Source organism: Streptomyces sp. NPDC037290 (assembly GCF_055603245.1).
The window spans coordinates 550899-575518 of the sequence record NZ_JBVJVZ010000004.1 but is presented as its reverse complement, the minus strand read 5'-3'; the positions used below and the strand labels follow the sequence as shown (position 1 = coordinate 575518).

General features: G+C 71.7%; 20 protein-coding genes. 3 read left to right on the top strand and 17 right to left on the bottom strand.

Annotation, left to right across the window (positions count from 1 at the left end):
• Window positions 1–220: 220 nt before the first annotated feature.
• From ACZ7HQ_RS17555 to ACZ7HQ_RS17540, 4 genes are read right to left on the bottom strand one after another with little or no spacing between them, the layout of a single operon-like run.
• Window positions 221–1264 (bottom strand): 2-hydroxyacid dehydrogenase, encoded by a 1044-nt coding sequence (locus ACZ7HQ_RS17555; protein ID WP_470990327.1) that lies wholly within the window; start codon window positions 1262–1264, stop codon window positions 221–223.
• 24 nt (window positions 1265–1288) lie between these two features.
• A complete protein-coding gene (locus ACZ7HQ_RS17550) occupies window positions 1289–1894 on the bottom strand; it encodes a histidine phosphatase family protein (protein ID WP_470990325.1) in 606 nt (201 codons plus the stop codon).
• A complete protein-coding gene (locus ACZ7HQ_RS17545; protein WP_470990323.1) occupies window positions 1891–3402 on the bottom strand; it encodes an FGGY-family carbohydrate kinase in 1512 nt (503 codons plus the stop codon). The genes ACZ7HQ_RS17550 and ACZ7HQ_RS17545 overlap by 4 nt, the downstream gene beginning before the upstream one ends.
• Window positions 3395–4954 (bottom strand): FGGY family carbohydrate kinase, encoded by a 1560-nt coding sequence (locus ACZ7HQ_RS17540; RefSeq protein ID WP_470990321.1) that lies wholly within the window; start codon window positions 4952–4954, stop codon window positions 3395–3397. The genes ACZ7HQ_RS17545 and ACZ7HQ_RS17540 overlap by 8 nt, the downstream gene beginning before the upstream one ends.
• 301 nt (window positions 4955–5255) lie before the next feature.
• Here ACZ7HQ_RS17540 and ACZ7HQ_RS17535 point away from each other — a divergent pair, with 301 nt between their 5' ends.
• Together ACZ7HQ_RS17535 and ACZ7HQ_RS17530 are read left to right on the top strand one after the other, a co-directional pair.
• Window positions 5256–6056 carry a DeoR/GlpR family DNA-binding transcription regulator gene (locus ACZ7HQ_RS17535; protein WP_470990319.1) on the top strand — a complete coding sequence of 267 codons (801 nt, stop codon included), beginning with the start codon at window positions 5256–5258 and terminating at the stop codon, window positions 6054–6056.
• A 241-nt stretch (window positions 6057–6297) separates the two neighbouring features.
• Window positions 6298–7581: an MFS transporter gene (locus tag ACZ7HQ_RS17530; protein WP_470990317.1), complete on the top strand. Its 1284-nt coding sequence runs from the start codon at window positions 6298–6300 to the stop codon at window positions 7579–7581.
• Between the two features lie 75 nt (window positions 7582–7656).
• On the opposite strand, the gene ACZ7HQ_RS17525 is transcribed toward ACZ7HQ_RS17530, so the two are convergent.
• Window positions 7657–8967: a serine hydrolase domain-containing protein gene (locus ACZ7HQ_RS17525; protein ID WP_470990315.1), complete on the bottom strand. Its 1311-nt coding sequence runs from the start codon at window positions 8965–8967 to the stop codon at window positions 7657–7659.
• A 204-nt stretch (window positions 8968–9171) separates the two neighbouring features.
• On the opposite strand from ACZ7HQ_RS17525, the gene ACZ7HQ_RS17520 reads away from it, so the two are divergent.
• Window positions 9172–9903 (top strand): DUF7873 family protein, encoded by a 732-nt coding sequence (locus ACZ7HQ_RS17520; protein WP_470990313.1) that lies wholly within the window; start codon window positions 9172–9174, stop codon window positions 9901–9903.
• Between the two features lie 460 nt (window positions 9904–10363).
• Here ACZ7HQ_RS17520 and ACZ7HQ_RS17515 read toward each other — a convergent pair whose 3' ends face one another.
• The 12 genes from ACZ7HQ_RS17515 to ACZ7HQ_RS17460 all read right to left on the bottom strand — a co-directional run bounded on the left by ACZ7HQ_RS17515 (window position 10364) and on the right by ACZ7HQ_RS17460 (window position 24429).
• Entirely contained in the window at window positions 10364–10834 is a 471-nt protein-coding gene (locus tag ACZ7HQ_RS17515; RefSeq protein ID WP_470990311.1) for a cupin domain-containing protein, read from the bottom strand.
• A gap of 343 nt (window positions 10835–11177) precedes the next feature.
• Entirely contained in the window at window positions 11178–12008 is an 831-nt protein-coding gene (locus tag ACZ7HQ_RS17510; RefSeq protein WP_470990309.1) for an ABC transporter ATP-binding protein, read from the bottom strand.
• Window positions 12009–12011: 3 nt separating this feature from the next.
• A complete protein-coding gene (locus ACZ7HQ_RS17505; protein ID WP_470990307.1) occupies window positions 12012–12974 on the bottom strand; it encodes a FecCD family ABC transporter permease in 963 nt (320 codons plus the stop codon).
• A 65-nt stretch (window positions 12975–13039) separates the two neighbouring features.
• The gene (locus ACZ7HQ_RS17500) at window positions 13040–14080 is read right to left on the bottom strand and encodes an ABC transporter substrate-binding protein (protein ID WP_470990305.1); all 1041 of its coding nucleotides are present in this window, start codon (window positions 14078–14080) and stop codon (window positions 13040–13042) included.
• Between the two features lie 83 nt (window positions 14081–14163).
• Window positions 14164–18420: an amino acid adenylation domain-containing protein gene (locus ACZ7HQ_RS17495; RefSeq protein ID WP_470990303.1), complete on the bottom strand. Its 4257-nt coding sequence runs from the start codon at window positions 18418–18420 to the stop codon at window positions 14164–14166.
• The gene (locus tag ACZ7HQ_RS17490) at window positions 18407–18664 is read right to left on the bottom strand and encodes a phosphopantetheine-binding protein (protein ID WP_470990301.1); all 258 of its coding nucleotides are present in this window, start codon (window positions 18662–18664) and stop codon (window positions 18407–18409) included. The genes ACZ7HQ_RS17495 and ACZ7HQ_RS17490 overlap by 14 nt, the downstream gene beginning before the upstream one ends.
• Before the next feature lie 53 nt (window positions 18665–18717).
• Window positions 18718–20250 (bottom strand): fatty acid--CoA ligase, encoded by a 1533-nt coding sequence (locus tag ACZ7HQ_RS17485; protein ID WP_470990299.1) that lies wholly within the window; start codon window positions 20248–20250, stop codon window positions 18718–18720.
• A 19-nt stretch (window positions 20251–20269) separates the two neighbouring features.
• Window positions 20270–20794: a (2E)-enoyl-ACP glycyltransferase gene (scoD, locus tag ACZ7HQ_RS17480; protein WP_470990297.1), complete on the bottom strand. Its 525-nt coding sequence runs from the start codon at window positions 20792–20794 to the stop codon at window positions 20270–20272.
• Window positions 20791–21681, bottom strand: a complete 891-nt coding sequence (gene scoE / locus ACZ7HQ_RS17475; protein ID WP_470990295.1) for a (3R)-3-[(carboxymethyl)amino]fatty acid oxygenase/decarboxylase — start codon at window positions 21679–21681, stop codon at window positions 20791–20793. Before scoE ends, scoD begins: the two co-directional genes overlap by 4 nt.
• Window positions 21682–21706: 25 nt before the next feature.
• Window positions 21707–21943: an acyl carrier protein gene (locus ACZ7HQ_RS17470; RefSeq protein ID WP_470990293.1), complete on the bottom strand. Its 237-nt coding sequence runs from the start codon at window positions 21941–21943 to the stop codon at window positions 21707–21709.
• Complete coding sequence (locus tag ACZ7HQ_RS17465; protein ID WP_470990291.1) at window positions 21940–22998, bottom strand: beta-ketoacyl-ACP synthase III; 1059 nt, start codon at window positions 22996–22998, stop codon at window positions 21940–21942. The genes ACZ7HQ_RS17470 and ACZ7HQ_RS17465 overlap by 4 nt, the downstream gene beginning before the upstream one ends.
• Window positions 22999–23058: 60 nt before the next feature.
• The gene (locus ACZ7HQ_RS17460) at window positions 23059–24429 is read right to left on the bottom strand and encodes an MFS transporter (RefSeq protein ID WP_470990289.1); all 1371 of its coding nucleotides are present in this window, start codon (window positions 24427–24429) and stop codon (window positions 23059–23061) included.
• Window positions 24430–24620: the final 191 nt, after the last annotated feature.

The following is a 24620-nucleotide window of genomic DNA, read 5'->3' as shown; positions in this document are numbered from 1 at the left end:
CCTCCTACGACTCAACGACCACATTGCGGGCTCCCCCGTGGATCGGCCGTGAGGGCACCGCGTGGCTTGGGGGCGGGCCGGCGTGGGTTCCCCGGGGGCCCCCCCCCCCCCCCCCGCCTCCGTCGTCACCGGCTGCGCACAAGGCCTAGAGGAAACGGCCCGGGGGAATCCACCGGCTCCGGACACGCCGCCGTGGACCGGATCGCGCGCGGGCGAGCGCTCAGCCCCTCAGGGCTTGTGGGTTGGCGCAGTGGGCGAGCGGCTCGGCGCGCAGGAAGCGGGCGGTCTCGGCGGCGACGATCCGGGCGGCCTTGTGCGCGACCTCGCGGCTCGCTCCGGCGATGTGCGGGGTGAGGACGACGTTCGGGGTGGACAGCAGACGCGAGCCGGCCGGGACCGGTTCCACGGGGAACACGTCGAAGCCGGCGGCGGCCAGATGCCCCGAGTCGAGCGCGTCGCACACCGCGTCGTAGTCGACCAGGGCGCCCCGGGCGCAGTTGACGAGGACGGAGCCCCGCGGCATGGCCTCGATCCGGGCCCGCCCGATCATGCCGCGGGTCTCGTCCGTCACCCGCGCGTGCAGGGAGACGATCCGGGAGCTGCTCAGCAACTCGTCCAGGGACACGAGCCGTGCGACGCCCCGCACCGCCTCCGGCGGCACATAGGGGTCGTGGACGAGGACGGAGGCTCCCATGGCGGTCAGGACACGGGCGACGCGCGAGCCGATGGCGCCGAAGCCGACCAGCCCCACGACCGAGCCGTCGATCTCCACTCCGCAGCGTGTGTAGTCGTAGTAGTCGCCGCGCCAGGTGCCCTGCTTGAGGTCGGTGTGGACGTCGCCGAGTCCGCGGGCGGCGGCGAGGATGAGCGCGAGGGTGTGCTCCGCGGTGGCGACGGCGTTGCGGCCCGGGGCGTAGCAGACGGCGACGCCGTGGCGGGTGGCGGCCTCCAGGTCGGCGTTGACCGGTCCGCCCCGGCTGACGCAGAACAGCTCCAGATCGGGGCAGGCGGCCAGCACCCGCTCGGTGAGGGGGGCCATCTGGGTGACGCAGATCCGTACGCCCCGCAGCGCCTCGATCATCTCCTCCTCGGTTCCGGACGCCTCGTCGACCTCGGCGACCTTCCCGAACGGGGTGTGGGGCCAGGGCAGTTGGAGCTGCCGGACGTCCAGGTCGGCGCCGGCGGGCGCGGCGGCGCGCAGTTCCTGTTCGAGCAACCCGGGCAGCACGAAGTGGTCGCCGGCGGCGAGGACGGTGGTGGGCACGGTGCATCTCCCAAGCAGCGGTGGTCAGCGAACGGGTGCGTTGAGGCGGAGCAGGGACGCCTGGCCGTCGCGCAGCCGCAGCTCGGTCAGGGCGCCGTTGTGCAGGGCGGGAAAGACCTGGCGGTAGCGCGCGAGGGGAATGCCGAGGAGCCGGCACAGCACCAGGCGCAGCAGAGTGGAGTGGGCCACGACGAGGACACGCCCGTCGGGGAGCTTGTGCGCGGCCTCCTGGAGGCAGTCGACCGCGCGGTCCGCCGCCGCGGCGGGGTGCTCCCCGCCGGGCAGGTGGTGGGCGACCGGGTCCGTGAGGAAGGCGGCGAGCGCCTCGGGGAACACCTCGGCCATCTCGGCGCGGGTGAGGCCGTCGCCGCGGCCGAAGTCCACCTCGTACAGGCGCTCGTCGACCCAGGGGGTGAGGCCGAGCGCGGCCGCCGCGGGCTCGGCGGTCTGCCGGGCCCGGGACAGCGGTGAGCAGAGCACGGCGTCCAGGTGCTGCCCGGCGGCCCAGGCTCCCAGTTCGGCGGCCTGCCGGCGGCCGAGTTCGGTGAGGGGCACGTCGGTGCGGCCCGCGTAGCGGTTGTCGGCGTGCCAGACGGTCTCCCCATGGCGTACGAGGACGAAGTCGGTCACTGTCCGGCCTTTCCGCGCGCGTGGCCGGCCACGGCCGGTGCCAGCCAGCCGCGGCGGACCAGCGCGTCGACGAAATCGAGGTAGACGGGACGCAGGCGGGCGGTCCGGGCGGGGTCGGGGCGCAGCTCCGCGCGCAGCCGCACCATGGCGCCCGCCGCCTCCTCCAGCGTGACACCGCAGCCGGTGGCCGCGAGCACCGCCATGCCGAGGGCGCTCTCGGCCTGCTCCGGCAGCCGGGCGGGGCGGCCGAGCACATCGGCGCGCAGCTGCGCCCAGTAGCGGTTGCGGGCCCCGCCGCCGGTGAACGTGAGCGGGCCGTCGACCGGGGCGCCGAGGTGGTCGAGGTAGTCGAAGCAGAGCCGTTCGAGCAGCGCCACGCCCAGCAGGCAGGCGTGGAACTCCTCGGCTTCGCCCGCGAGTTCGCCGAGGACGAAGGGCGCGGCCTCGGGCGCGCGGAACGGGAAGCGCTCGCCGCCCGAGCCCACCAGGGGGTAGACGACGGCGGTGGAGCCGGTCGCGGCGGCCCGCGCGGTCAGCGCGTCCAGGTCGGCGGGGCTCGCGCCGGGGAACCGGTGGGCGAGGACCCCGGCGCCACTGCTGGAGGCGCCGCCGGGCAGCCAGGTACCGCCGGGGCCGCGGTGGCAGTAGACGACGCCGGGGTCGCGGACGAGGTGGCGGCTCGCCCCCTTGAACACCAGGGTGGTGCCCAGCACCGAGTTCCAGGAGCCGGGGGTGAGCGCTCCGGCTCCGATCTGCGCCGCGCAGCCGTCGGTCATGCCCGCGGTGATGAGGGCGCCGGCGGGAATACCGGTCTCCTCGGCGGCCTCGGCGCACACCGTGCCGAGGACCGTGCCCGGCCGTACGACGTCGGGCAGCAGCTCGCCCGAGACGCCGAGCGCCTCCAGCTCGGCCTCGGGCCAGCGCTCGGCGATCAGGTCGTAGCCGGTCTTCAGGGCGTGGCTGGCGTCGCTCGCGACCTGGTGCCCGGCGAGCTGCCAGGTGATCAGGTCGGCCTGGTGCAGCAGGCGGGCGCCCGCCGGGAGGACAGGGTCGCCCGCACGGGCCGGGCCGTGCAGCAGCCAGAGCAGTTTGGGCAGTGCCCAGGAGGGCTGCATGGCGCGGTAGCCGAGCTTCTCCCACACCGGCGCGCCGCGCGTGTTGACGCGGTCGGCGTACGCGTCGGCCCTGCGGTCGTCGTACATCAGGCCCGTGGTGAGGGGGCGGCCCCGGGCGTCGGCCAGCAGCACGGTCCCGGAGGTGGCGTCCACGGCCAGGCCCCGCACCCGGCGTGCGTCGATGCCGGTCAGGGCCTCGCGGCAGGCGGCGGCGAGCGCCGGCCACCACTGCCCGGGGTCCTGCTCGTGCCGTACGCCGTCGCGGTGGCCGGTCAGCGGGCGGGAGGCGGCCGCCAGCAGCCGGCCGGTGCCGTCGACGGCGACCGCGCGGGCGCTCTGGGTGCCGAGGTCGAGTCCGAGGTGGACGGCGTCGGGTGACAGGGCGTCAGACATGCGGGGCCTTCGGGGTGCGGGTCGGGGAGGCGGCCGGTACGCCGGCGGACGGTGCGGTCGGGACAGCGGCGGACGTGGGCGCCCAGCCGAGGGAGCGGGCGGCGTCGCGCCAGGTGAGGTACGTGTCGTAGAGGCCGTCGTAGAACGCGGCACGTTCGGGGTCCGGTTCCCAGTTCGCGCACATCCGGACGTACTTGGCGGCGGCGCTGTGCATGCTGCTCTCGGCCCCGGTGAGGACGAGGCCGGTCAGGAACGCGCCCTTGGCGCCCAGCTCCGTGCCGGCGCTGCGCGCCGTCGGCACGCCGGTGACGTCCGCGATGAGCCGGCACCAGGCGTCGCTGGCGGATCCGCCGCCGCACAGGCGCAGTTCGTGGACGTCGGTCCCGGACGCGGTGAGGCAGTCGCGGACGACGAGGGACAGTCCCTCGAAGACGGCGCGGGCCACGTGGGCGGGGGTGTGGTCGAGGGAGAGGCCCCAGAAGGCGCCGCGGGCGCGCGGGTCGAGGAACGGGGCGCGCTCACCGGCGGGCGAGAGGTAGGGCAGGAACGCGAGTCCCGCCGCGCCCGGTTCGGTGCCGAAGGCGAGTCTGCCGAGGGCGGCGGGGTCCTCGACGGCGAGGGTGCGGCAGGCCCAGTCGAGGACCTCCGTGCCGGAGAGGGTGGGGAAGGCGCGCAGGATGCGTTCACGGCCGCGGTAGGCGATGTTGATGCCGCACGGCTCTCCCCCGGTGTCCGGCTCACGGGTGACGATCTCGGTGCACAGGGTCGTGCCGAGGATGGCGCACGCCTGGCCGGGGCCCACCGCTCCGGCGCCGCGGGCGGTGGCGGCGATGTCGTAGGGGGCCATGACGACGGGAAGCCCGGCGGGCAGGCCGAGTTCGGCGGCGGTGTGGTGGGTGATCTCGGCGATGCGCTCGTGCTCGCCGAGGATCCGCGGCAGCAGCGGCTCGGCCCACTCCATCGCGAAGAGGTCGAGGATCACGGGGTCGTAGGCGCCGGTGGAGTGGTCGAGGAAGGGCGCCGAGGCGTCGGACTCGTCGATGGCGGTGACGCCGGTGAGCTTCAGGAACAGCCAGCCGGCCGCCGTCAGCGCGGTACGGGAGCGCTCCAGCCGCTCCGGGTCGTGCGCGGCGAGCCAGCTGAGCACCGCGTTCGGCATGCCGCCGCACGTCAGCGAGCCGTTGCGGCGGAACGCCTGCTCCAGGACGCCGTCGGCCTGCCAGCGGGTGAGCAGGTCACCGGCGCGGCCGTCGGACCACAGGATCGCCGGGCCGGTGGGACGGCCGGCGCCGTCCACCAGCCAGCAGCCGTCGCCCTGGGCCGTGAAGCTCACCAGCCAGACCGGGTCCTGGGCGGGGCCGGGCTGGGACAGGACGCTGCGCACGGTGAAGACGACCCCGTTCCACACCGCCTCCATGTCCTGCTCCGCCCATCCGGGACGGGGCCGCAGCACCTCGGTGCCGATGCGCGAGACCGCCAGCTCCTGACCCTGGTCGTCGAAAACGACGGATTTGATGACCGAGGTTCCGACGTCGATCGTGAGAACCGACATGACTTCAATACCTGCCCCTTCACAAAGGCCCGCGCCCATGGAGCGGATCCGTCGGACCGGACGGTCCGGCCGCAGGCGGCTCGCAGAAATCAGGAAACGCGCCCGGAAGGGGGCCGTCAATCGGCCCGGCGACTTATCCCGCGGCCGAGCACCGGTGCCGTGTTAAATCTCCAGTCCTGTCCGGCGCGGCTGGCTGCGCGTGCGCCGCTCGCCCGGACACGGGCCAGGCCAGGGCCCGCCTCCCCCGTGTTACGTTCATGTGGGGTTCTCATGCACTTCTTCTCAGGAAGGAGCCGCCGCCATGGCCGGTCTCGACGCCCGGACGGACGCCCAGGAGGGGCGCCGGAACCGGCTGCGCGAACTCGTCACGAGCAAGGGGTTCGTCCGTACCACCGACCTCGCTGCCGAGTTCGGCGTGAGCGTCATGACGGTTCACCGCGACCTGGACGCCCTGCAGGCACAAGGGTGGCTGCGCAAGGTGCGCGGCGGGGCGAGTTGTCTGCCCTCGACGCAGTTCCACGGCAGTGCCAGCGAACGCCTGTCGACGATGGTGCAGACCAAGCAGCTGCTGGCGCGGGCCGCCGCCGAGGAACTCGCGCCCGGACAGGTCGTGATGATCGACGACTCCACGACCTGTCTGCACCTGGTCCGGCACCTGTCGGACCACACCCCCATCACGGCGATCAGCAACTCGCTGCCGGCCATCTCGGCCCTGGCCCGCGAGCCGGGCGTCGCACTGGTCGCCCTGGGCGGCACCTACTTCCCCGCGTACGACGCCTTCATGGGGGCGCACACCGCGCACAGCGTGGAGGCGTTCAGGGCCGATGTGCTGTTCATGTCCACGACGGCGGTGACCGGCGGCCGCTGCTATCACATGTCGCCCGAGACGGTGCAGGTCAAGCGGGCCATGATGGCCGCCGCCTCGCGCCGGGTGCTGATCATCGACCACACCAAGTTCGCCAACCAGGGCCTGTACGCGCTCGCCCCGCTCACCGACTTCGACCTGGTCGTCGTCGACGACGCGGCCCCGGCGGGAGAGGTACGCCGGCTGCGCGACAACGGCGTCCACGTCCGCACCGTTGCGGGGAACACAGCCACGTGAACATCACACGGTTCTCACGCGGCGTGCCTCACCACCCGACGGGGCGCACACCCTCTGAACTGGAGTGACACAGCCGCCCCGGCTTCCCCGGGGAGCGGCGGGACGACGACTTAACGCCACGGGTCACACGGGCGGCGAGGTCTTTCCCACGACGGATTGACCCCGCTCGGGAGCGGACTTTTCATTCTTGCCACGCCGCAAGGCACCTCCGCTCTCCCCTTCCCGCACAAAGGTGGCTGACGTGTCCGTCCCCCTCTTCCTGGACCGTATCGGCATTCCCAAGGCCCTTTCCTGGGGATTTCTCGGTGTTCTGATCTTCATGATCGGTGACGGTGTCGAATCGGGATTTCTTTCGCCCTATCTGCTGCACGACGGCATCTCCAGGGAACGCGTGGCGCTGCTGTTCACCGTGTACGGCGTCACGGCGAGCATCTCCGCCTGGTTCTCGGGAGCGCTCTCCGACCTGTGGGGTCCGCGCCGCGTGATGATGCTGGGCCTCGGCATCTGGGCCACACTGCAGGTGGCCTTTCTCGGCCTCGCGGTCCCGACGCACCACTACTGGCTGCTGCTGACCAGCTATGGGCTGCGCGGCTTCGGCTATCCGCTCTTCGCCTACGGCTTCCTGGTCTGGGTGACGGCGGTGACGCCCAGGCACCGGCTCGGCTCCGCCGTGGGCTGGTTCTGGTTCGCCTTCACCGGCGGGCTGCCCACGCTCGGCTCACTGGTCGCCAGCTTCACGGTGCCGTGGCTGGGCACGTACCGCACCCTGTGGTTCGCGCTGGCCCTGGTGGCGGCGGGCGGCCTGATCGCGCTGTTCCTGGTGCGCGAGCCGACGGGCAGGCAGCGGCTGGCGCCCACCGGGGAGCGTCCGGTGGCCACCCTGCTCGGTTCGCTCTCCATCGTCTGGCGCCACCCGCGCATCGGCGTCGGCGCGGTGGTGCGCACCATCAACACCGCGGCCCAGTTCGGCTTCCTGGTCTTCCTGCCCGTCTTCTTCACCGACACCCTGGGCTTCTCGCTGACCGAGTGGCTGCGGCTGCTGTCGGCGATGTTCGCCACCAACATCTTCTTCAACCTGCTCTTCGGTCTCGTCGGCGACCGCCTGGGCTGGCAGCGCACCGTCGCGTGGTTCGGCGGGGTGGGCTGCGCGGTCACCACGCTCCTGCTCTACTACGGCACTGCCGCCTCTGGCGACAACTTCGCCCTGGCCACGGTGCTGGTGAGCCTCTTCGGCGCGACGCTCGCCGGTTACGTGCCGCTGTCCGCGCTCATGCCCTCGCTGGCACCGGAGCACAAGGGCCAGGCGATGTCGGCGCTCAACCTCGGCGCGGGGGCCAGCACGTTCGTCGGCCCGGCCGTGGTCGCCCTCTTCCTCGGGCCGCTCGGTGTCCAGGGCGTGATGTGGATCTTCGCCGGCCTCTATCTGGCGAGCGCCGGCATGACCTTGTTCCTCACCCTGCCCGAACAGTCGTCCGCGGCCGGCGCCTCCGTGGTGCCGGCACCGAGCAGAGCCGAAACCGTGTGACCGACCGCCGGAGCGCACCGCTTCCCCGCCTGGGACGGGGAAGCGGTGCACGTCAGCGCGGAGCCGGGCCCGGCGTCAGCGCAGGGTCCTGGCCCACTCCCCCGGCGCCAGGTCCACGCTCGGCAGCACTGTCCGGGGCAGCGCCGTGGCCGAGTGGGAGCCGGAGGGCGGGGCCGGTGTGGTCGTCGGGCACAGCGCGCGGACGACCTGGCGGTTGAGGGCGTCGTCGATCGGGCTCGGTTCAAAACCGGACCCGTCGGGCTTGAGCCGCTCGTACTTCATGAGGTTCCAGCCCATGGCGACCTGGCGCCTGCCGTCGGGGCTGGAGTAGACGAGGGTGCCCGCGCCGAAGACGGCGCCGTCGTGGCCCCAGAAGCGGCCGCAGCCCGGGATGTCGAGGCTGTAGATGCCCAGGCCGTAGTTCATGCCGTCGGCCGGAACGGTGCGCTGCATCTCGCGCAGGGCGGCCGGGCCGATCAGCTTGCCGCCCAGCAGGGCGCGGTAGAAGCGGTTGAGGTCATCGGTGGTGGAGACGATCGCGCCCGCGGTGTACGCCCAGGACATGTCGTAGTCGCTGTAGTCGCGCGGCGGGTTGATCAGGCCGTAGAACGACTCGTACATGCGGGCGTGCGGACCCTGGATGTACGGGGTGCGCGGGAACGAGGTGTGGTGCAGGCCGGCCCGGGCGATGACGTGGCGGGTGATGTAGGCCTCGGCGTCCTGGCCGGTCAGCTTCTGAAGGAGCAGCCCTGCGACGACGTAGTTGGTGTTGGAGTACGACCACTTCTCGCCGGGCTTGCCCGTGGCCGGCGCCGCCAGTCCGAGGCGGACGAGTTCCTCGGGACGGATGGAGCGGAAGCGCTCCTCGTCGAGGCTGGCCGTCGAGTTGCGGGCGAGCGAGGGGAAGGCGCCGAGGACGTAGTCACCGATGCCGCTCGTGTGGTTCAGGAGCATGCGGACCGTGATCTCGCGGCCGCGCTCGCCCGGGACCAGGCCGGGGAGGTAGTCGCCGATGGGCGCGTCGAGGCGGAGCCGGCCGCGTTCCACCTGCTGGAGGAGGGCGACGGAGGTGAAGGCCTTGCTGACGCTGCCCACCCGGTGGAGCAGACCCGGCCGGACCGGACGTCCGGTGTTCACGTCGGCGACGCCGGCCGCGCCGGTCCACCGCTCGGAGCCGTCACGTACGGAGGAGTAGATGCCGTACATGCCCGCGTCATGGACGGCGCGGAGGCCGGAGTCGAGTGCCGCGTCGTCCAGCTTCCCGCCCTGTAAGGGGGATTGGGACGCCTTCGTGGCCGCTCTGGCGTCCGCCTGTGCGACCGGTGCCGTGGCGGTCAGCACGAGCGTCGTACCCAGGACGGTTCCGACGAGCCGGAGGATGCGCAAGGGGTTCCCCTTCCCTGCGGTCCGGACCCCGTGTCCGGACCTCGCCCGGTCATCGTCGTCGATCATGGATGTGCCCTACATCCTTCCTGCGGAGGATCAGGGCCGGCGCACAGTACGACTCGGGTCTCGGTGCGGTGCCATAAAAGGAATGCGCGTGTTCGAGCCGGTCGGGTACGTTCCTGCCAGTTCGAAGGGGGACCCGAAGTGGCGAAGCTGAACCAGATCATCGCCGTCGAGAAGGGTGTCAAGAGCAAGTCGCTCCAGGACATCACCGCGGCGCACCACAAGGTGCAGAAGCCGGCACTGCTGGCCGGTATCTCGCGCACGTACCAGCCGAAGGACGAGGAGGGCGAGCAACTGCCGCCCGAGTCCACGCGGGTACAGGTGCAGGCCGAGGACGTGCTGCGGGAGATGTCCGCGTCGCTCACCCGGCTCTTCGACGTGACCGCCACCAAGGACTGGGCGAACTGCACGGCCCGCGCGGACGTCTCGGTCGACGGCCGGACGATCCTCACCGACGTCCCGGTCAGCTATCTCCTCTTCCTGGAGAAGCAGCTCACCGACCTGCACACGTTCGTCAGGAAGCTGCCCACCCTCGACGCCGCGGAGTCCTGGTCGCACGACCCTTCCACGGACTGGTGGAAGACGGACCCGGTGCGCACGATCCGCACCAGGAAGGTCCCGCGCAACCACGTCAAGGCGGAGGCGACCGAGAAGCACCCGGCGCAGGTCGAGGTGTACTACGAGGACGTGCCCATCGGGTACTGGACGACCGTGAAGTTCTCCGGAGCACTCCCGGCGCGGCGGGTGAACGAGCTGGTGGAGCGGGTCGAGAAGCTCCAGCAGGCGGTGAAGTTCGCCCGCGAGGAGGCCAACGGCGCCGAGATCACAGACCAGCGGGTCGGCGACGCGGTGTTCGGCTACCTGCTCGGCTGACGCCGGCCACGGGTAGCATCCATGATCGCCCCCGCGTGCGAGCGCGGGGGTGCGCAACAGGCGCGGGCCGGATTGAGGACCGGTTCGCGCGATGAGCGCAAGCTGACACTGAAGTTCAGCCTGAAGACACGGTGACAGTGAAGGTTCGAGTCCTTCCCCCGGCACAGCACCATCCGCGACGGGCCGGGGTAGCCCAACATGGCAGAGGCAGCCGCGATCAATCTCAGACTCTCGCTCCAGTCTCAGCATCGCCGCCGATCGCCGGATCGACCGGGGCCGGACGAACGCCGTCGGATGCGAGTTCGACTCTCGCCTGCACCTCTCACCTGGTGCGGTAGTTCAAAGGAAGAACACGACGGCATGATGACTGATCCGTCCTCTTAAACGCCGCCGGCGTGCGCAATTGGGTGGCATCCCCAGGGGCCCGGGAGCTGGATACGACTCCCGGGCCCCGCCACGTTCACCAGGAACTGGTCCGGTGGCGACTGCGGAATTCGGCCAGGAGCTCATCGGTTGCCTCCGCACCGGCGCTCACGGCTGCGTGGACTTCGCGGAAGTAGTTCTCGTAGCCCGCAGGGGTGTACAGGCACAGGGCGCGGGCGACGACCGTGCCGGCGTTGCGGAAGCCGTGCGGGGTTCCCCGGGTCGCGGCGAGCAGGTGCCCGGGGCCCGCCGTCACCTCGCCGTCCCCGGTGTGCAGTGTCAACTCGCCCTCGAGGACGTAGAAGTACTCGTCGTGTCCTTCGTGTACGTGCGGCCTGGCACCGATGGTCCCAGGTGCGAGGCTGAACTCCTCGAAGGCGAAGTGCCCGTCTGTGTGTTCTCCGGTGAGCCGGAAGAAGTGTGCGACGCCGGCGACGTCTATGAGTTCGCCGTCCGAGGGGTGGCGCAGCAACGGCCGTGCCGTGCCCGGGAGCTGATCATCGGTCATGCCGGCATTGTGCCCCAGGGGCGTGGCGTGCACCGGGGGACTCGGACGGTGGCCTGTGGTTGTGCCGGGTCGAGGTACCGCACGGCGGTCTGCCCCCGCGTGCCGGGCGAGGAGCGCGTCAGGACGCCGGTGGGGGCCGATCACCAGGGTGCGGTGGAGCAGGGCGAACGCGGCGGCGGAGGCGACCCCCGACGCTGCGCCCCAGCCGAGACCAGCGGCGGCAACGGCGCCTACTCCGCAGCCACCGGCTGGGGCTCGTACGACGCCGCGACGCCGGCGAGCAAGCTGCCCGGCTGGCGCCCGGCCGACACGACGCAGCGCGGGCCGGCAGCCCTCGCCCACGTCATGCGGTCCGGGCGCCCTCCCCGGCCGGTGCGTCGCCGTTCTCGCCGGCAGGGGACCGGGCCAGTGGCTGGGCGGCGTACGTGATGCGGACGACACCGTCGGGGTGCCGCTCGGCGTGTGCGCGTACGCCGAAGACGTCGGCCAGGAGTCGCGGGGTCAGCACCTCCAGGACCGGTCCCGCCGTCACCACGGCTCCCTCGTGCAGGACCACCAGGTGGTCACAGAGGCGGGCGGCCAGGTCGAGGTCGTGCAGGACCGCCAGCGTCGTGACGCCGGTGGCGCGGATCAGGTCCAGCAGCTCGAACCGGGCGCGGATGTCCAGGTGGTTGGTCAGCTCGTCGAGCACGAGCAGGCGGGGGGCCTGGGCCAAGGCCCGGGCCAGCAGCACGCGTTGGCGCTCGCCACCGGAGAGGGAGGCGTAGTCTCGGTCCGCGTACGGCCGCACACCGCAGCGGTCGAGGGCGGCGGCGACGGCCTGGTGGTCCTCCGGGCCGTCGCGGCCCAGCAGGCCGTGGTGGGGGGCGCGGCCGAGCGCGACGATCTCGGTGACGGTCAGACCGGTGGTGTTGCCGCTGGCGTCCTGGAGGACGGCGGCGGTGCGGCGGGCGGCGGTACGCGCCGACAGGGCCCATACGTCGTCGTCTCCGACCCGGACCACGCCCCGGGCCGGACGCAGCGAGCGGTAGACGGCACGCAGCAGGGTCGACTTGCCGCTGCCGTTGGGGCCGACGAGGCCGACGATGTCGCCCTTGCCCGCCTCGAGGCTCACGTCGTGGAGGATCGGGCTGCGGTCCAGGGTGATGTGGAGCTGGTCGACGGTGAGTTTCATGCTTCAGTCCAGACCCTTGTTACGGCGCAGCAGCCACAGGAAGAAGGGCGCGCCGAGCAGGGCGGTGAGGATGCCCAGCGGGAGTTCGTTGGGGCGGTTGAGGGTGCGCGAGAGCAGGTCGACGAGGACCAGGTAGAGGGCGCCCAGCAGGGCGGTCAGGGGCAGGAGCCTGCGGTGGTCGGCGCCGAGGGTGAGCCGGACCAGGTGCGGGATCATCAGGCCGACGAATCCGATGCTGCCGGCCACGGCGATCACGGTTCCGGTCAGCAGTGCGCTGAGCACCAGGAGCAGTGCGCGCAGCCGGTTGACGTCGACGCCCAGCGCGGCGGCGGAGTCGTCGCCGGCGAGCAGGACGTTGAGGCGTCGGCCGAACAGTGTGAGGAGGGCGGTGCCGGCCAGCACCACGACGGTGACCGCGGGGAGTTGGTCCCACTGGGCGCCGGCCACGCTGCCCAGCATCCAGAACATCACCGTGCGCAGCTCGGTCGGGGTCGCCTGAAGCTGTACGTAGCTCGTCGCCGAGAGGAAGACGTAGCCGACCGCGACCCCGGCCAGGACCAGCCGGGTGGGGGCCATCCGGCCCCGCCGCTGCCCGAGGGCGAACACGAGCGCGCCCGCCGCGACCGCGCCGAGGAACGCGGCGGCCGACACGCCGAGCCCGGCCAGCGCCACGCCTCCGCCGAGGGTGATGACCAGCACCGCGCCGAGTGTGGCGCCGTAGGAGAAGCCGAGGACGATGGGGTCGGCGAGCGGGTTGGCCACCACGGTCTGCAGTACCGCGCCCGACACGGCCAGGCCCGCGCCGACCAGAGCGGCGAGGACCACCCGGGGGGTGCGGAAGTTCCAGACGATCTGGTCGAGTGCGAGGTCTCCCGTGGTGCCCTGCCCCGTCACGTGGTGCCAGACGATTCCCCACACGTCACCGAGCGGGACCGTGACCGCCCCGATGCTGATGGCCACGATCATGGTGGCGGTCAGCGCGACGGGCAGCAGGGTGAAGGCTAGGGCGACCCTGAGCCGGGCCGGTCGGCTCAGAAGGCGTCCGGGTGCAGCATCCTGGCGATCTTCTCCACGGCCAGGTCGTTGCTGGGGCCGAGGTACATCGAGTCGGACAGCACCACGTACGCGTTCTTCCTGGCGGCCGGCCACTGGGGGAACTCCTTCAGCAGTTTCTTGGCGTAGGCCGCCGGGTCGGGGTCGTTGTAGCCGATGACGACGAGTGCGTCGACATCGGTGGCGGCGACCTTCTCCTTGCTCAGGTCGGCGAAGGAGGTCGTGGAGGCCGACGCGAAGGCGTTGGATCCGCCGGCCCTGGTCAGGATGTCGTTGTAGATGCCCTTGGCGACGACCGAGCTGAAGGCGTTGCCGCCCATGGACATGTGGGAGAAGAGCACCATCACGCGGGGTGCCTTCTTACCCTTGATCTTGGCGGAGACCTCGTCGATGTGTTTCCGGGAGGCCGCGATCAGCTTCTCCGCACGGTCGGAGACGTGGAAGATCCTCCCCATGTCGCGCAGCAGCGTGTAGCTGTCGGCGATGGTCATGTGGGAGGTGTCCTGATTGCAGCCCTGCGGTGAGACATAGGTGCCGGCGCCGACCTGCCCCAGCTGGTCGCGGGTGGCGAAGCCGTTCTTCTCGTCGAAGCCGTACGACGTGGTGGACAGCACCAGGTCCGGGCGCAGGCCGAGCATGGCCTCGCCGGGGATGTCGTAGGCGTCGTTGAGCCTGATGTTCCCGGTGGGCAGGGATTTGACGGCCTTGGCCCGGCCCGGCACCTCGCTCATGCCGTAGGACTGCTCGTTGGCGACGATCCTGCCGCCGAGTCCGAGGGCGAGCAGCGTGGAGACCTCGGCGACGGAGGCGCCGTTCATGACGACCACACGGCTCGGGGCCTTCTGGAAGGTCTCGGTCCGGCCGCAGTTCTCGATGGTGACCGGGTAACCGGTCTTCGACGCGGCGGCCCCGGACTGCTTGCCGCTCGTCCTCTCGTCCTTCGAGGAGTCGGCGCATGCCGCCGTGACCAGACAGAGGGCCGCGGCCAGGGCTGTGGCGACCGGCCGTTTGAGGGACATGCTGGCTCCTTGCTTGCGGGGCTCGGTGGTGTGTCGTTCCAGTAGTCGTGGCGTGGTGCCCGTCAGTTCCCGGCCGGCTCCGACTACTGTGTGCCGGGCGCCGGATGGAGTTCTCCTCCGGCCGGCGGGGGCAGCACCCCCGCGGCCACACAGTGGTTCAGGTACCGGAACACCAGGTCTCGGCCGACGGGCGGGCAGGCGATGCCGCTGCCGTGCAGCCCCCGGCGGACGTTGTCGGTGTGGATGCGGCCGAGGCGCAGGTCGGGTGCATCGCTCCCGCTCGTCTCGTTCGCGTCGAAGAAGGCGAGCGTGGTGGTGGCGACGTCGGCTGAGCGCGGCAGCCGAGCGCGCCATGTGCCCAGCGGCAGACGTCGTAGGGGGTAGCCGTACTCCTCGATCCAGTCGTACAGGTCGCTGAGCCGCACCGCGGGTACGGCCGCGTGGTGGAAGACCGGGCCGGCGGCGGTGAGGCCGAGGTGCACGATCGATCTGGCCGTGCAGTCGGCCGGCGTCCAGATCTCGTCCTCGAACAGCTGCGGGACGATCCCCGCCGGGATGCCCGCCCGCAGCACGCTCCACAGGAAGTCGCGTGTGTTGACGTATCCGGTGGCGGCCGGTCCGACCACCCGCCCCAGGCGGTGCACCGTGACGGGGAGGCCGCGCTCGGCGGCCTGTTCCAGGAGCCGTTCCGACGCCCATTTCGACTGCTGGTAGCCGTAGCGCAGAGCGGCGTGCGGCGGCAGGAACGCCTCCGGAACCTCCGGGCTGAGGCTCACGGGAGGAGCCACGGACAGGGTGGAGACGTAGTGGAGGGGGATCGAGCGTGCGGCGGCCAGGCGCAGCAGCTGTCGCGTGGACTCGGTGTTGACGGCGCGCAGGGTGCCGTAGTCGCGCATGATGCTGACCGTCGCCGCGTTGTGGAAGATCGCGTCGCAGGTCTCGGCCAGTTGACCGAGGGCGGACGGTGCCAGACCGAGGTCGGGGCGGGCGAGGTCGCTGGGGATTACGGTGATGCGCTGTTCCAGCGCGTCCGGGAGTGGCTGGTGGTGCCGTTCAAGTGCCTGACGCAGACGGGCGGTTGCCTCACCGTGGGTGCGTGCACGGACGGTGCACACGATCTCGGCCCCGGTGGCGGCCAGGAGTTCCGCCAGCAGGTGGACGCCCACGAACCCGGTGGCGCCGGTCAGCAGGATGCGTCGGAGCGCGTCCGGTCGGCGTCCGGTGCCGGGGCGGATGCCGGGGTCGAGGACCGTGTCGGTGACGAGGGCTGCCGGAAGGCCCGCCGGGTTCGGTGACCGGTCGTCGAGGAAGCGGGCGAGTCCGGCGGCGGTGGGGTGCTGGAAGAGCCAGGCGACCCTGATGTCACGGTGGAGTTCGACGCCGAGACGGTTGGCGACCTGGATCGCCTGGAGGGACTGGGCGCCCAGGTCGAAGACGTCGTCCTCGGCGGTGACGGCGTGGGCGCCGAGCACCTGCTGCCAGATGCCGGTGATCGTCCGCTCCAGCGCGTTGCCGGCGGTGGTGGGACCGTGGCCCGGGGTGGGGGTGCTCAGCGCGGCTCGGTCGATCTTGCCGGCTCCCGTGCGGGGCAGGCGGTGGTGGAACTCGACGGCGGAGGGGATCACCGCCGCCGGGAGTTTCGCCCGCACGTGGTCTCTCACCTCGGCGGCGGAGGGGGCGGGCTGGTTCGCGACCAGATGGGCCGCGAGGCGCCGGGTGCCGTCCGGCAGGGTCTGTCCGACGACCGCCGCCTCGCGGATTCCGGTGTGGGTCAGCAGGGCGCTCTCGACCTCGGCGGGATGCACCCGGTGACCGCTGATCTTGATCTCCTCGTCGGCCCGGCCCAGGAACCGCAACTGCCCGTCCTCGCCGATGTGCACCAGATCGCCCGTGCGGTAGGCACGGGGGCGTCCCGGAAGTGCGGCGAGAGGAGCGAACCGGGTGTCGTCGGCGGCGTCCGCTCCTCGGTATCCGCGGGCCAGGTTGTCGCCCAGGAGGTACAACTCGCCGCCGATCACGGCGGCTCGGGTGCCGGGCAGCGGGAGTCCGATCGGTACGTCGCCGGGGGCGAGCGCGGGGTCGTGCAGGTCGGCGACGGTGGCGACCACGGTCGCCTCGGTCGGCCCGTAGGTGTTGAACAGCTCGACCGAGGTGCCCACGGCCTTGCGCCAGCGCTCCACCCGTTCGGGCAGGGCCGCCTCGCCCCCGATGACGACGGCCCGCACTCCTTCGGGCAGTGCGGCCGTGCCCGTCGAGAGGGCGTAGGCGAGTTCGTGCCAGTAGGCGGTGGGCAGGTCCAGCACGCTGATCCGCAGGCGCGCGCACTCCTCAAGGAACCGTGGGACCGACTCCGTCATGTCCTCGGTGCGGATGACGAGTGTGGCTCCGGCGCACAGGGTGAGGAAGAGTTCCTCCACGCTGGCGTCGAAGTGGAGGGGTGCGAACTGCAGGATCCGGTCCTCGCCGCGCAGTCCGTAGCGTCGGGTGGCCCCGGCCACGAAGTGCGCGAGGGCACGGTGGCTGATGTCGACGCCCTTGGGCCGGCCGGTGGAGCCGGAGGTGTGCAGGACGTAGGCGAGGTCCTGGGGCGAGGGCTGTGGTGGGGTCGGGCCCGGCGGTGCATCCGGCTCGTCGACCGTGAGGACGGGCGTGCCCGCGAAGGTGCTCGCACGGGTGCCGGTCGTCAGGACCAGGGCGGGTTCGGTCGTGTTCAGCAGGTGCGCCGTCCGGTCGGCGGGGGCGGCCGGGTCGAGGGGACAGTAGGCCGCGCCCGACAGCAGCACGCCGAGGATGGCGGTGACGGCGTCGATGCCCCGGGGCAGCGCCACGGCCACCACGTCGCCCGGGCCGATACCCCGCGCGGCGATGCGGCGGGCCGTGTCGCGTGCTGCGCCGAGGAGTTGGGCGTAGGTGACGCTGTCCCCGGCGTGCTCCACGGCGACGGCTGCGCCCCGCCGGGCGGCGTGACCGGCGATGAGGCTCAGCACCGGGCGGGCGGGAACGGGCAACGGCCCACCGTCCAGGACCGGTACGGATGCCCGGTGCAAGGGCCGGTCGGGGGCGGCCACGGCCTCGGCGAGCAGCGTGAGCAATCCGTCCTGGAAGGCGGTGACGTCCGCCTCCTCGTACAGGTCGGGGTTGGCGTCCACGGCGATGCGCAGCCCGGTGCCGTCGGAGCGGTCGTAGACGTTGACCGCGAGGTCGTCCACGGGACCGGCGGAGACGTTGTGCACGGTGCTGCGGTGCCCGGCGAACCGCAGGTCGTACGCGAAGGGCATGATGTTGACGCCCGGCCCGGACAGCCGGCGCTGTCCGCCCACCAGCTTCAGGTCGCGGCGCAGCTGTTCGTAGCGGTAGCGCTGGTGCGGCAGACCGGCGCGGAGTTCGCGGGAGACACGGACCGCGAGGTCACGCAGGCTGTCGTCGGCGTGGACGGCGACGCGCAGCGGCAGGATGTTGCGGACCATGGCCGGGACGCGCAGCGACACGGAGCCCAGACGGCCCATGGCCGGGAGGCTCAGGACGATCTCCGGCGCTCCGGTGACCCGGTGCAGATGGGCGGCGGTGGCCGCGAGCAGCACCTCGGACCAGGTCACGGACAGCTCACGGGCGACCGCGCGCAGGGCGTCGGCCCGGGTGGGGTCGAGGTCCGTGACGCGGCGGTGGAAGGTACGGGCGGGCAGCGCCGAGCGGCCGGCCGGGGTGACGACCGGGGGGCGGTCGGCGTAGCGCTCGGTCCAGTGGGTCCGGTCCTCGGCGTGGCGGGCGGACTCCCGGTAGGCGCGTTCCTCGGCGCGTACGGATTCCAGGGTGCCGAAGCCGCTGCCGGGTACCGGTTCGTCCGCCATGAGGGCCGTGTAGACCTGGGCCACCCGGCGGGCCACCAGGGAGAGGCCGAAGCCGTCGAGGGCGATGTGGTGGACGCGGTGGTACCAGAGGTGGCGGTCCTGCGCGGTCCTCAGCAGGGCGTGCCCGAACACGGGCCCACGGGTGAGGTCCACCGGGCGGGCCACGTCCGTGGCCATCCAGGCGAGCGCGGCGGTGTGCGGGTCCGGGTCGTCCGTGAGGTCGGCGGTGTGCAACCGCCAGTCTCGCGCGGGGGTTTCGACCTCCCAGGGGCGGCCTTCGCCGTCGGCGACGTAGGTGACGTTGAGGGCTTCGGTCTCGGCGACGACGTGGTGGAGAGCGGTGTCGAAGACGGCGGCGTCCACCGGTCCGTCGATGCACAGGTACTCGGCCGTGTTGTAGGCCGGGCTGTCCGGGTCGAGTTGCTGGCCGGTCCAGATGCCTTCCTGGGCGGCCAGCAGCGGGTGGCGGTGCACGGGCTCAGGTGTCGGCATGCGCCGCACCTCCCCGCCGTTCGGCCAGCAGTTCCCACCACTGGGCGAAGGAGGTGCGCTCGGCGAGGTCGACGAAGCTGACGTCCGCGCCGGCGGCCTGCCACCGCTCCAGCAGGGTGACGATGCGCAGGGAGTCGAGGCCGGCGTCCAACGGGCTGTCCCGCAGGTCGAGTTCGTCGGGCCGCAGGTACAGGAGCTCAGCGAGGTCGGCGCGGAAGCGCTCCTCGGTGAGGGGTTCAGGCATGGGCATGGGGGCTCTCTCTGGGACGGTGTTCTTCGCGACGGCGCCCGGCGGCGTCAGTTGACCTTGCGGGCGGCGTCGCCCCAGAAGCGGTCACGCAGCTCGCGGCGGAGGATCTTGCCGCTGGGGTTGCGCGGTACGCGGTCGATGAACTCGTAGGCCGACGGCAGCTTGAAGGCGGCGAGGCGCGGCACCAGGTGGGTGTGCAGGTCCCGCGGGGTCGGCCGGTTCCCGGGGGCGGGTACGACGAACGCGTGGACCCGTTCCCCCCAGCGCTCGTCGGGGGCACCGACGATCACTGCCTCGGCCACGCCCGGGTGGCTCTCCAGCACGTTCTCGATCTCGGCCGGGTAGACGTTCTCACCGGCGACGAGGATGGCGTCCTTGATCCGGTCGCGGATGAAGAGGTAGCCGTCCCGGTCGACGTATCCGGCGTCACCGGTGTGGATCCATCCGTCGACCAGGGTCTCGGCGGTCTTGTCCGGCAGGCCCCAGTACTCCACCATCCGGGCCGGGGTGTGCAGACAGACCTCGCCGATCTCACCGCAGGGCAGTTCCCTGCCCTGGTCGTCGATCACTTTGGCGCGCACGCCGGGATAGGGGTGTCCCGCGGCCTGCATGCGCGGCCCGCCCGGGACATGGTCGGCCGGGGGCAGGCAGACGGCGGTGTTGCCGGTCTCGGTGAGCCCGTAGATCTGGGCGAAGTCGCAGTCCAGTACGGCGAGGCTCTCCTCCAGCAGGCTCTGTGAGATCGGGGAGCCGCCGTAGACGGTCTTGCGGAGCGTGGCGAAGTCCTCGGCACGGACGCCTGGTTCGGTGAGCATCATGCGGAGCATGGCGGGAACCACGCAGGCGGTGGTGATGCCGATCTCGCGGATGAGGTCGACGGCCTGGCGGGCGGCGAAGGCGCGCATCGCCACGATCGTGGTCCCCGCGTTGAGGTTCTGCGTGGCCCACCACAGGCCGCCGATGTGGAAGCCGGGAATGCCGACGAGGGCGATGTCACCGCTCCGCCAGTCGATCCAGTCGAGGCCCTCGCGCGTGAGGGCCTCGCGGATGGCGAAGAAGCTGCGGTGGGCGAGCACGACCCCCTTGGGGAGTCCGGTGGTGCCACTGGTGTAGAGCTGGGCGACGGGGGTGTCGGCGGTGGCGTCCACGTCCGGGTCGGTGTCCGGGTGTCCGGCCTTCCACTGCGCGAAGTGCGAGCCGAGCGGCACGACCGTCTCGGGCGGCGCGGACGGCATGCGCCGCACGATCGGGGCGAACTCCTCCTCCAGGAAGAGGAGTCGGGTGCCGGAGTCCTGGAGGATGTGGCTCACCTCGGGAGGGGCGAGCCGCCAGTTGACGGGCACCAGTACGGTGCCGCTCTTGGCGCAGCCGAAGAGGATCTCGTAGTAGTGCTCGGACTCCTTGCCCAGGTACGCCACGCGGTCGCCCTCGGTGAGTCCGGCGGTTCGGATGGCATGGGCGATGCGGTTGCTCTCGCGGTGCAGTTCGCCGTACGACAGGCTGCGGCCCTCGCAGAGCACGGCCGGGGTGCCGGGCCGGCTGCCGGCGTGGCAGCGGATGGTCTGGACGAGCGTCTCCATGGGAGGTCCCTTCAGCGGCTCAGCGGACGTTGACGAAGGCGAGCGTCGCCTCGCCGTCGCACCGGCCGCCGTCGGCGTCCCAGTAGCGGTACGAGGTCTCGGCGTGAAGGAACGGCTTGCCGCCGGGATCCCGCCTGGAGAGGGACAGGAACGCCATCTCGCCAAAGAACGAGCGGGGGTTGACGGGACGGCGGAAGGTGCCGGCGAAGCGGGCGATGAGGATGTCCGGAAGCTGGTGCCGCCAGAAGTCGTCCAGGGTCCAGTCCTGGAATCCGGCCAGGAGTCCTTCCTTCACGGACTTGGCGACGAGGTAGTACATCATCTGGTTGTAGGCGATGTTGACCTCGACCGAGTTCAGGTGGCCGGTGTCGTCGATGTAGCAGGACTCGGCCACGGCGAACTCGCAGCGCGCGGAGGTCCGTTCGGGTCCGGCCGTGACCTCGGCCGTCCTCAGGTACTTGCAGTGCTCCTTGTACGGCACCAGGACGCGCTCGAGCAGGCCGGCGTCGGTGGCGTAGGAGCGGTCGGCGGCGAGTGCGGTCATGGCAGCCGTATCCCGTCGTGCAGCCTGCGCTCGTCGTGCACGGTGACGCGGTGGGAGACGGTCGGTTCGGGGGTGCTCGTGTGCCGGGCCCGGTGGATGAGACTGCGGTTGTCCCAGATCAGCAGGTCGCCCTGCTCGAAGCTCTGCAGGTGGATGTTGTCGTGTTCGAAGGTGTCGTCGAGCTGGCCGGTGGCCTCGAAGAGGCGCCCCAGCAGTTCCTCGTCGAGTGGCTCGCCGTGCGCGTCCTCGATGCCGACGGTGAAGCCCTCGCTGATGTAGAGGACCGTTTCGCCGGTCATGGGGTGGGTGAAGGTGGTGGGCTGCCGGACGGCCGGCGTCCTGCGCTCGACCTCGTCGATGATCTCGGAGAGCGGGCGGTAGACGTCATGCGGGCGGATCTTGAAGTACTTGCGGACCGAGTGCCGGCAGTACGTGCCGCTGATCTCCTTCTTCAGGTCCTGGGGGAGCTTCTCGTGGGCCCGGCCCATGTCGATGAAGTAGGTGCCGCGGTTCCGCTGCGGAATGACCTGGGGATGGATGAGAGTGATACCGAAGGGGTCGGGCATGAACTGGTAGTCGGCGTGCCAGAACTTGCCGGTCTTCGGCACCCCGATCTGCCTGCCGTTCTCCGGCACGTTGGAGGAGACGAAGATCTCCTTGATCTCGGGGTGGTGGTACATCGGCTCGTAGTAGGTCTCGGGGCGGCCGAGGAGTCTCGCGAGGTCCAGGAACTGCCGGGGGGTCAGGTCCTGTCCCTTCAGGACAGCGATCTTCTTCGTGTAGACGGTCTGCTTGAGCGTCTCGATGTCCGCGGCGGAGGCCCGGGTGTGGTCGAAGTCCTCGACCGTGGCGCCGAGGGCCGAACCGAGCCGTTCGGTGATCTTCATGGACGTCTTCTTCCTTCGGGTGGGGTCAGCCGGCCTTCTTGGCGTCGATCAGTGCCGCGGTGCCGGCGAGGGTGAGGGTGGGCCGCAGCTCGCTGTCGTGCACCGTCACGCCGAGGTCGCGTTCGAGGCGGATGCTGATCTCGACCATCGTCAGCGAGTCGACGTCCAGTTCGGCGAAGGTGGCCTCGGGGGTGAGGCGGTCGGCCGGAGCGTCGTGCAACGTCGCGAGGATCCCGGCCAGTTGGTCGTAGGTGGTGGTCATGAGGCGGTCTCGTCTCCTCGGTCGTACGGGTCGGTGGGCGTGGCCGGTAGATCGGGCCAGGTCAGCAGGCAGGAGCCCCAGGTGAGGCCGCCGCCGAAGGCGGTGAGCAGGAGCCGGTCGCCCGGGCGGATCGTCTGCCGGGCGGCCGCGTCGGCGAGGGCGAGCGGGATGGAGGCGGCACCGGTGTTGCCGACGGCGTCGACGTTGGCGACGCAGCGGTGCCTGGGCAGGCCGAGGTCGTCGGCGACGGAGTGCAGGATGCGCAGGTTGGCCTGGTGGGGGACGAAGTGGTCCACGTCGTCGGTCTTCCAGTCCGCCGCGTCCAGGGCGGCACGCGCGGATTCGGCCATGCGGAGGACGGCGTGCCGGTAGACCTCGTTGCCGCGCATCGCGAAGTGCCGGTCACGGGGCTGCACTTCGCCTGCGGCCGAGCGCTGACGGGAGCCGCCGGCGGCGACCGTGATCAGGTCCTCGTGGGCGCCGTCGCTGCCGAGGTCGAAGTGGCCCACCGCGCCGGGCTCGCCGACGTGTCCGGCGCGCAGGACGACGGCCCCGGCGCCATCGCCGAAGATGATCGCGTTGGCGCGGTCGAGCGGGTCCACGATCGTGGAGTAGGTGTCCGCCCCGATGAGCAGGACCCGGCGGGCGACGCCGGACGTGATCAGGCCGGCGGCGCTGGCGAGGCCGTACACGAAGCCCGTGCACACCGCTCCCACGTCGAAGGCCGCGACCCCGGCCAGGCCCAGCCTCGCGGCCACGGCGGGGGCGGTGGCCGGACAGGGGTGGTCCGGCGTGGTCGTCGTGACGATCACCACGTCGACGGAGTCGGCTCCGGCATGGCGCAGGGCGCGGCGCCCCGCCTCGACGGCCAGGTCCGAGGTCGCCTGGCCCGGCTCGATGACATGGCGGCGCAGGATCCCGGTCCGGGTGCGGATCCAGGCGTCGTCGGTGTCGAGCCGCTCGGCGAGTTCCTCGTTGGTGACCACGCGGGGCGGCACCCATCCGGCCAGTCCGCACAGCACGGCGGCGGGTGGGCTGGGAGCGTTACGGGGCACGGCTGGTCTCCAGGTGTGGGCGTTCCGGGGACTTCGGACGGGGGTGGCGGCGGGAGGGGGCTAAGGGCTCGTGGCCGTTCTGCGCACGGCGAGGGTCAGGGGCACGCCGCACGCGATGCCGGCCGCTGCGGCGAACACGGCGGCCCTGATGCCGGCCAGTCCGGTGCCGTCCGCCGGGTGCGCACCGGCAGCACCGGCCAGCGCCACCAGCACCGCGAGACCCACCGCGCCGCCGATCTGGAGGCTGGTGGAGGCCAGCCCGGATGCCACGCCCTGGTCGTCGGGAGGAACCCCGGCGCCGGCGGCGATCCACATGCCGGTCCAGGCGGCTCCCTGTCCCAGGCCCACCAGCACGATGCCCGGCAGCAGCGAGGGGTACGAGCCGTGCTCGGTGAGGGCCAGGCCGAGGGCGGCCGCCCCGGCGGCGCCGAGAACCATGCCGCCGAGCAGCATGCGGGGTACACCGACGGCTGCGACGGCCCGCTCCCCCACCTGTGTTCCGGCCGCGACCACCACCGCCGGGACGAGGAAGGCGAGGCCGGTGGCGAACGCGTCGTAGCCCCGGACGGTCTGGAAGTAGAGGGTCAGGAAGTACGGCAGGGAACTGAAGGTGGCGCTGTACACGGCGGTCACCGCCATCGCGGCGACGAGCCCGCGATGCCTGAACAACCGGGTGGGCACCAGCGGTTCACGGGAACGCGTCTCGACGAGCGCGAAGAGCGCCAGCAGCGTCCCCGCAAGCGCCCCGCTCACCAGGACGGACGGACTGCTCCAGCCCGCCTCGGGCCCGTGGACCAGCAGCAGGACCAGGAAGGTGATGCCTCCGGTCCCGGTCAGCGCGCCCGTCATGTCGAACCTGCGCGCACCGGCCCGTGCCACGTCCGCGGGGAACAGCACCCGGCCCGCCCATGCGATCGCCACCGCCACGGGGACGTTGACGAAGAACACCGACCGCCAGCCGAACGCCTCCACCAGGACCCCGCCGAGCAGGGAGCCGAAGCACAGGCCGCCGGCCCCCACCGCTCCCCACACCGCCAACGCCCGGTTCCGGTCGGGTCCTTCGGCGAAGATCGTGTTGATCAGGGCCAGCGTGGCCGGGAACAGCAGGGATCCGCCGATGCCCTGCGCCGCCCGCACGGCGACCAGCGCTCCGGGGGTCTGCGCGAACCCTCCTAGCAACGAGGAACCCGCGTAGACCAGTGCCGCGGTGACGAACGCCCGGCGTCTGCCGAGCAGATCCGCGGCCCGTCCGCCCAGCAGGAGGAAGCCGCCCGTCGTGACGACGTACGCGCTCACCACCCACTGCAGGTCGTGCCGTGAGAAGCCGAGACCGGTCCCTATGCCGGGGAGGGCCACGTAGACGATGTTGTAGTCGAGGGCGATGACGAGCTGAGCCAGCGACAGGACGAGAAGGCGTATTCGTGCCGGCATCGTCCAGTCCCCCTCACCAACGAAAGATAAATGTGAAACGGCGACGAATATGAAATCCGTCGATCATTTTCGGTCACCGTAACACCCAGAAGATAGCTCGGGAATGACCGCTCCGCAAACCGCTATCGGCACGGATGTTCCCCATTTTTGGGCAGCGCCGAAAACCGACAGTGGAATACTGCCGGTTCCTT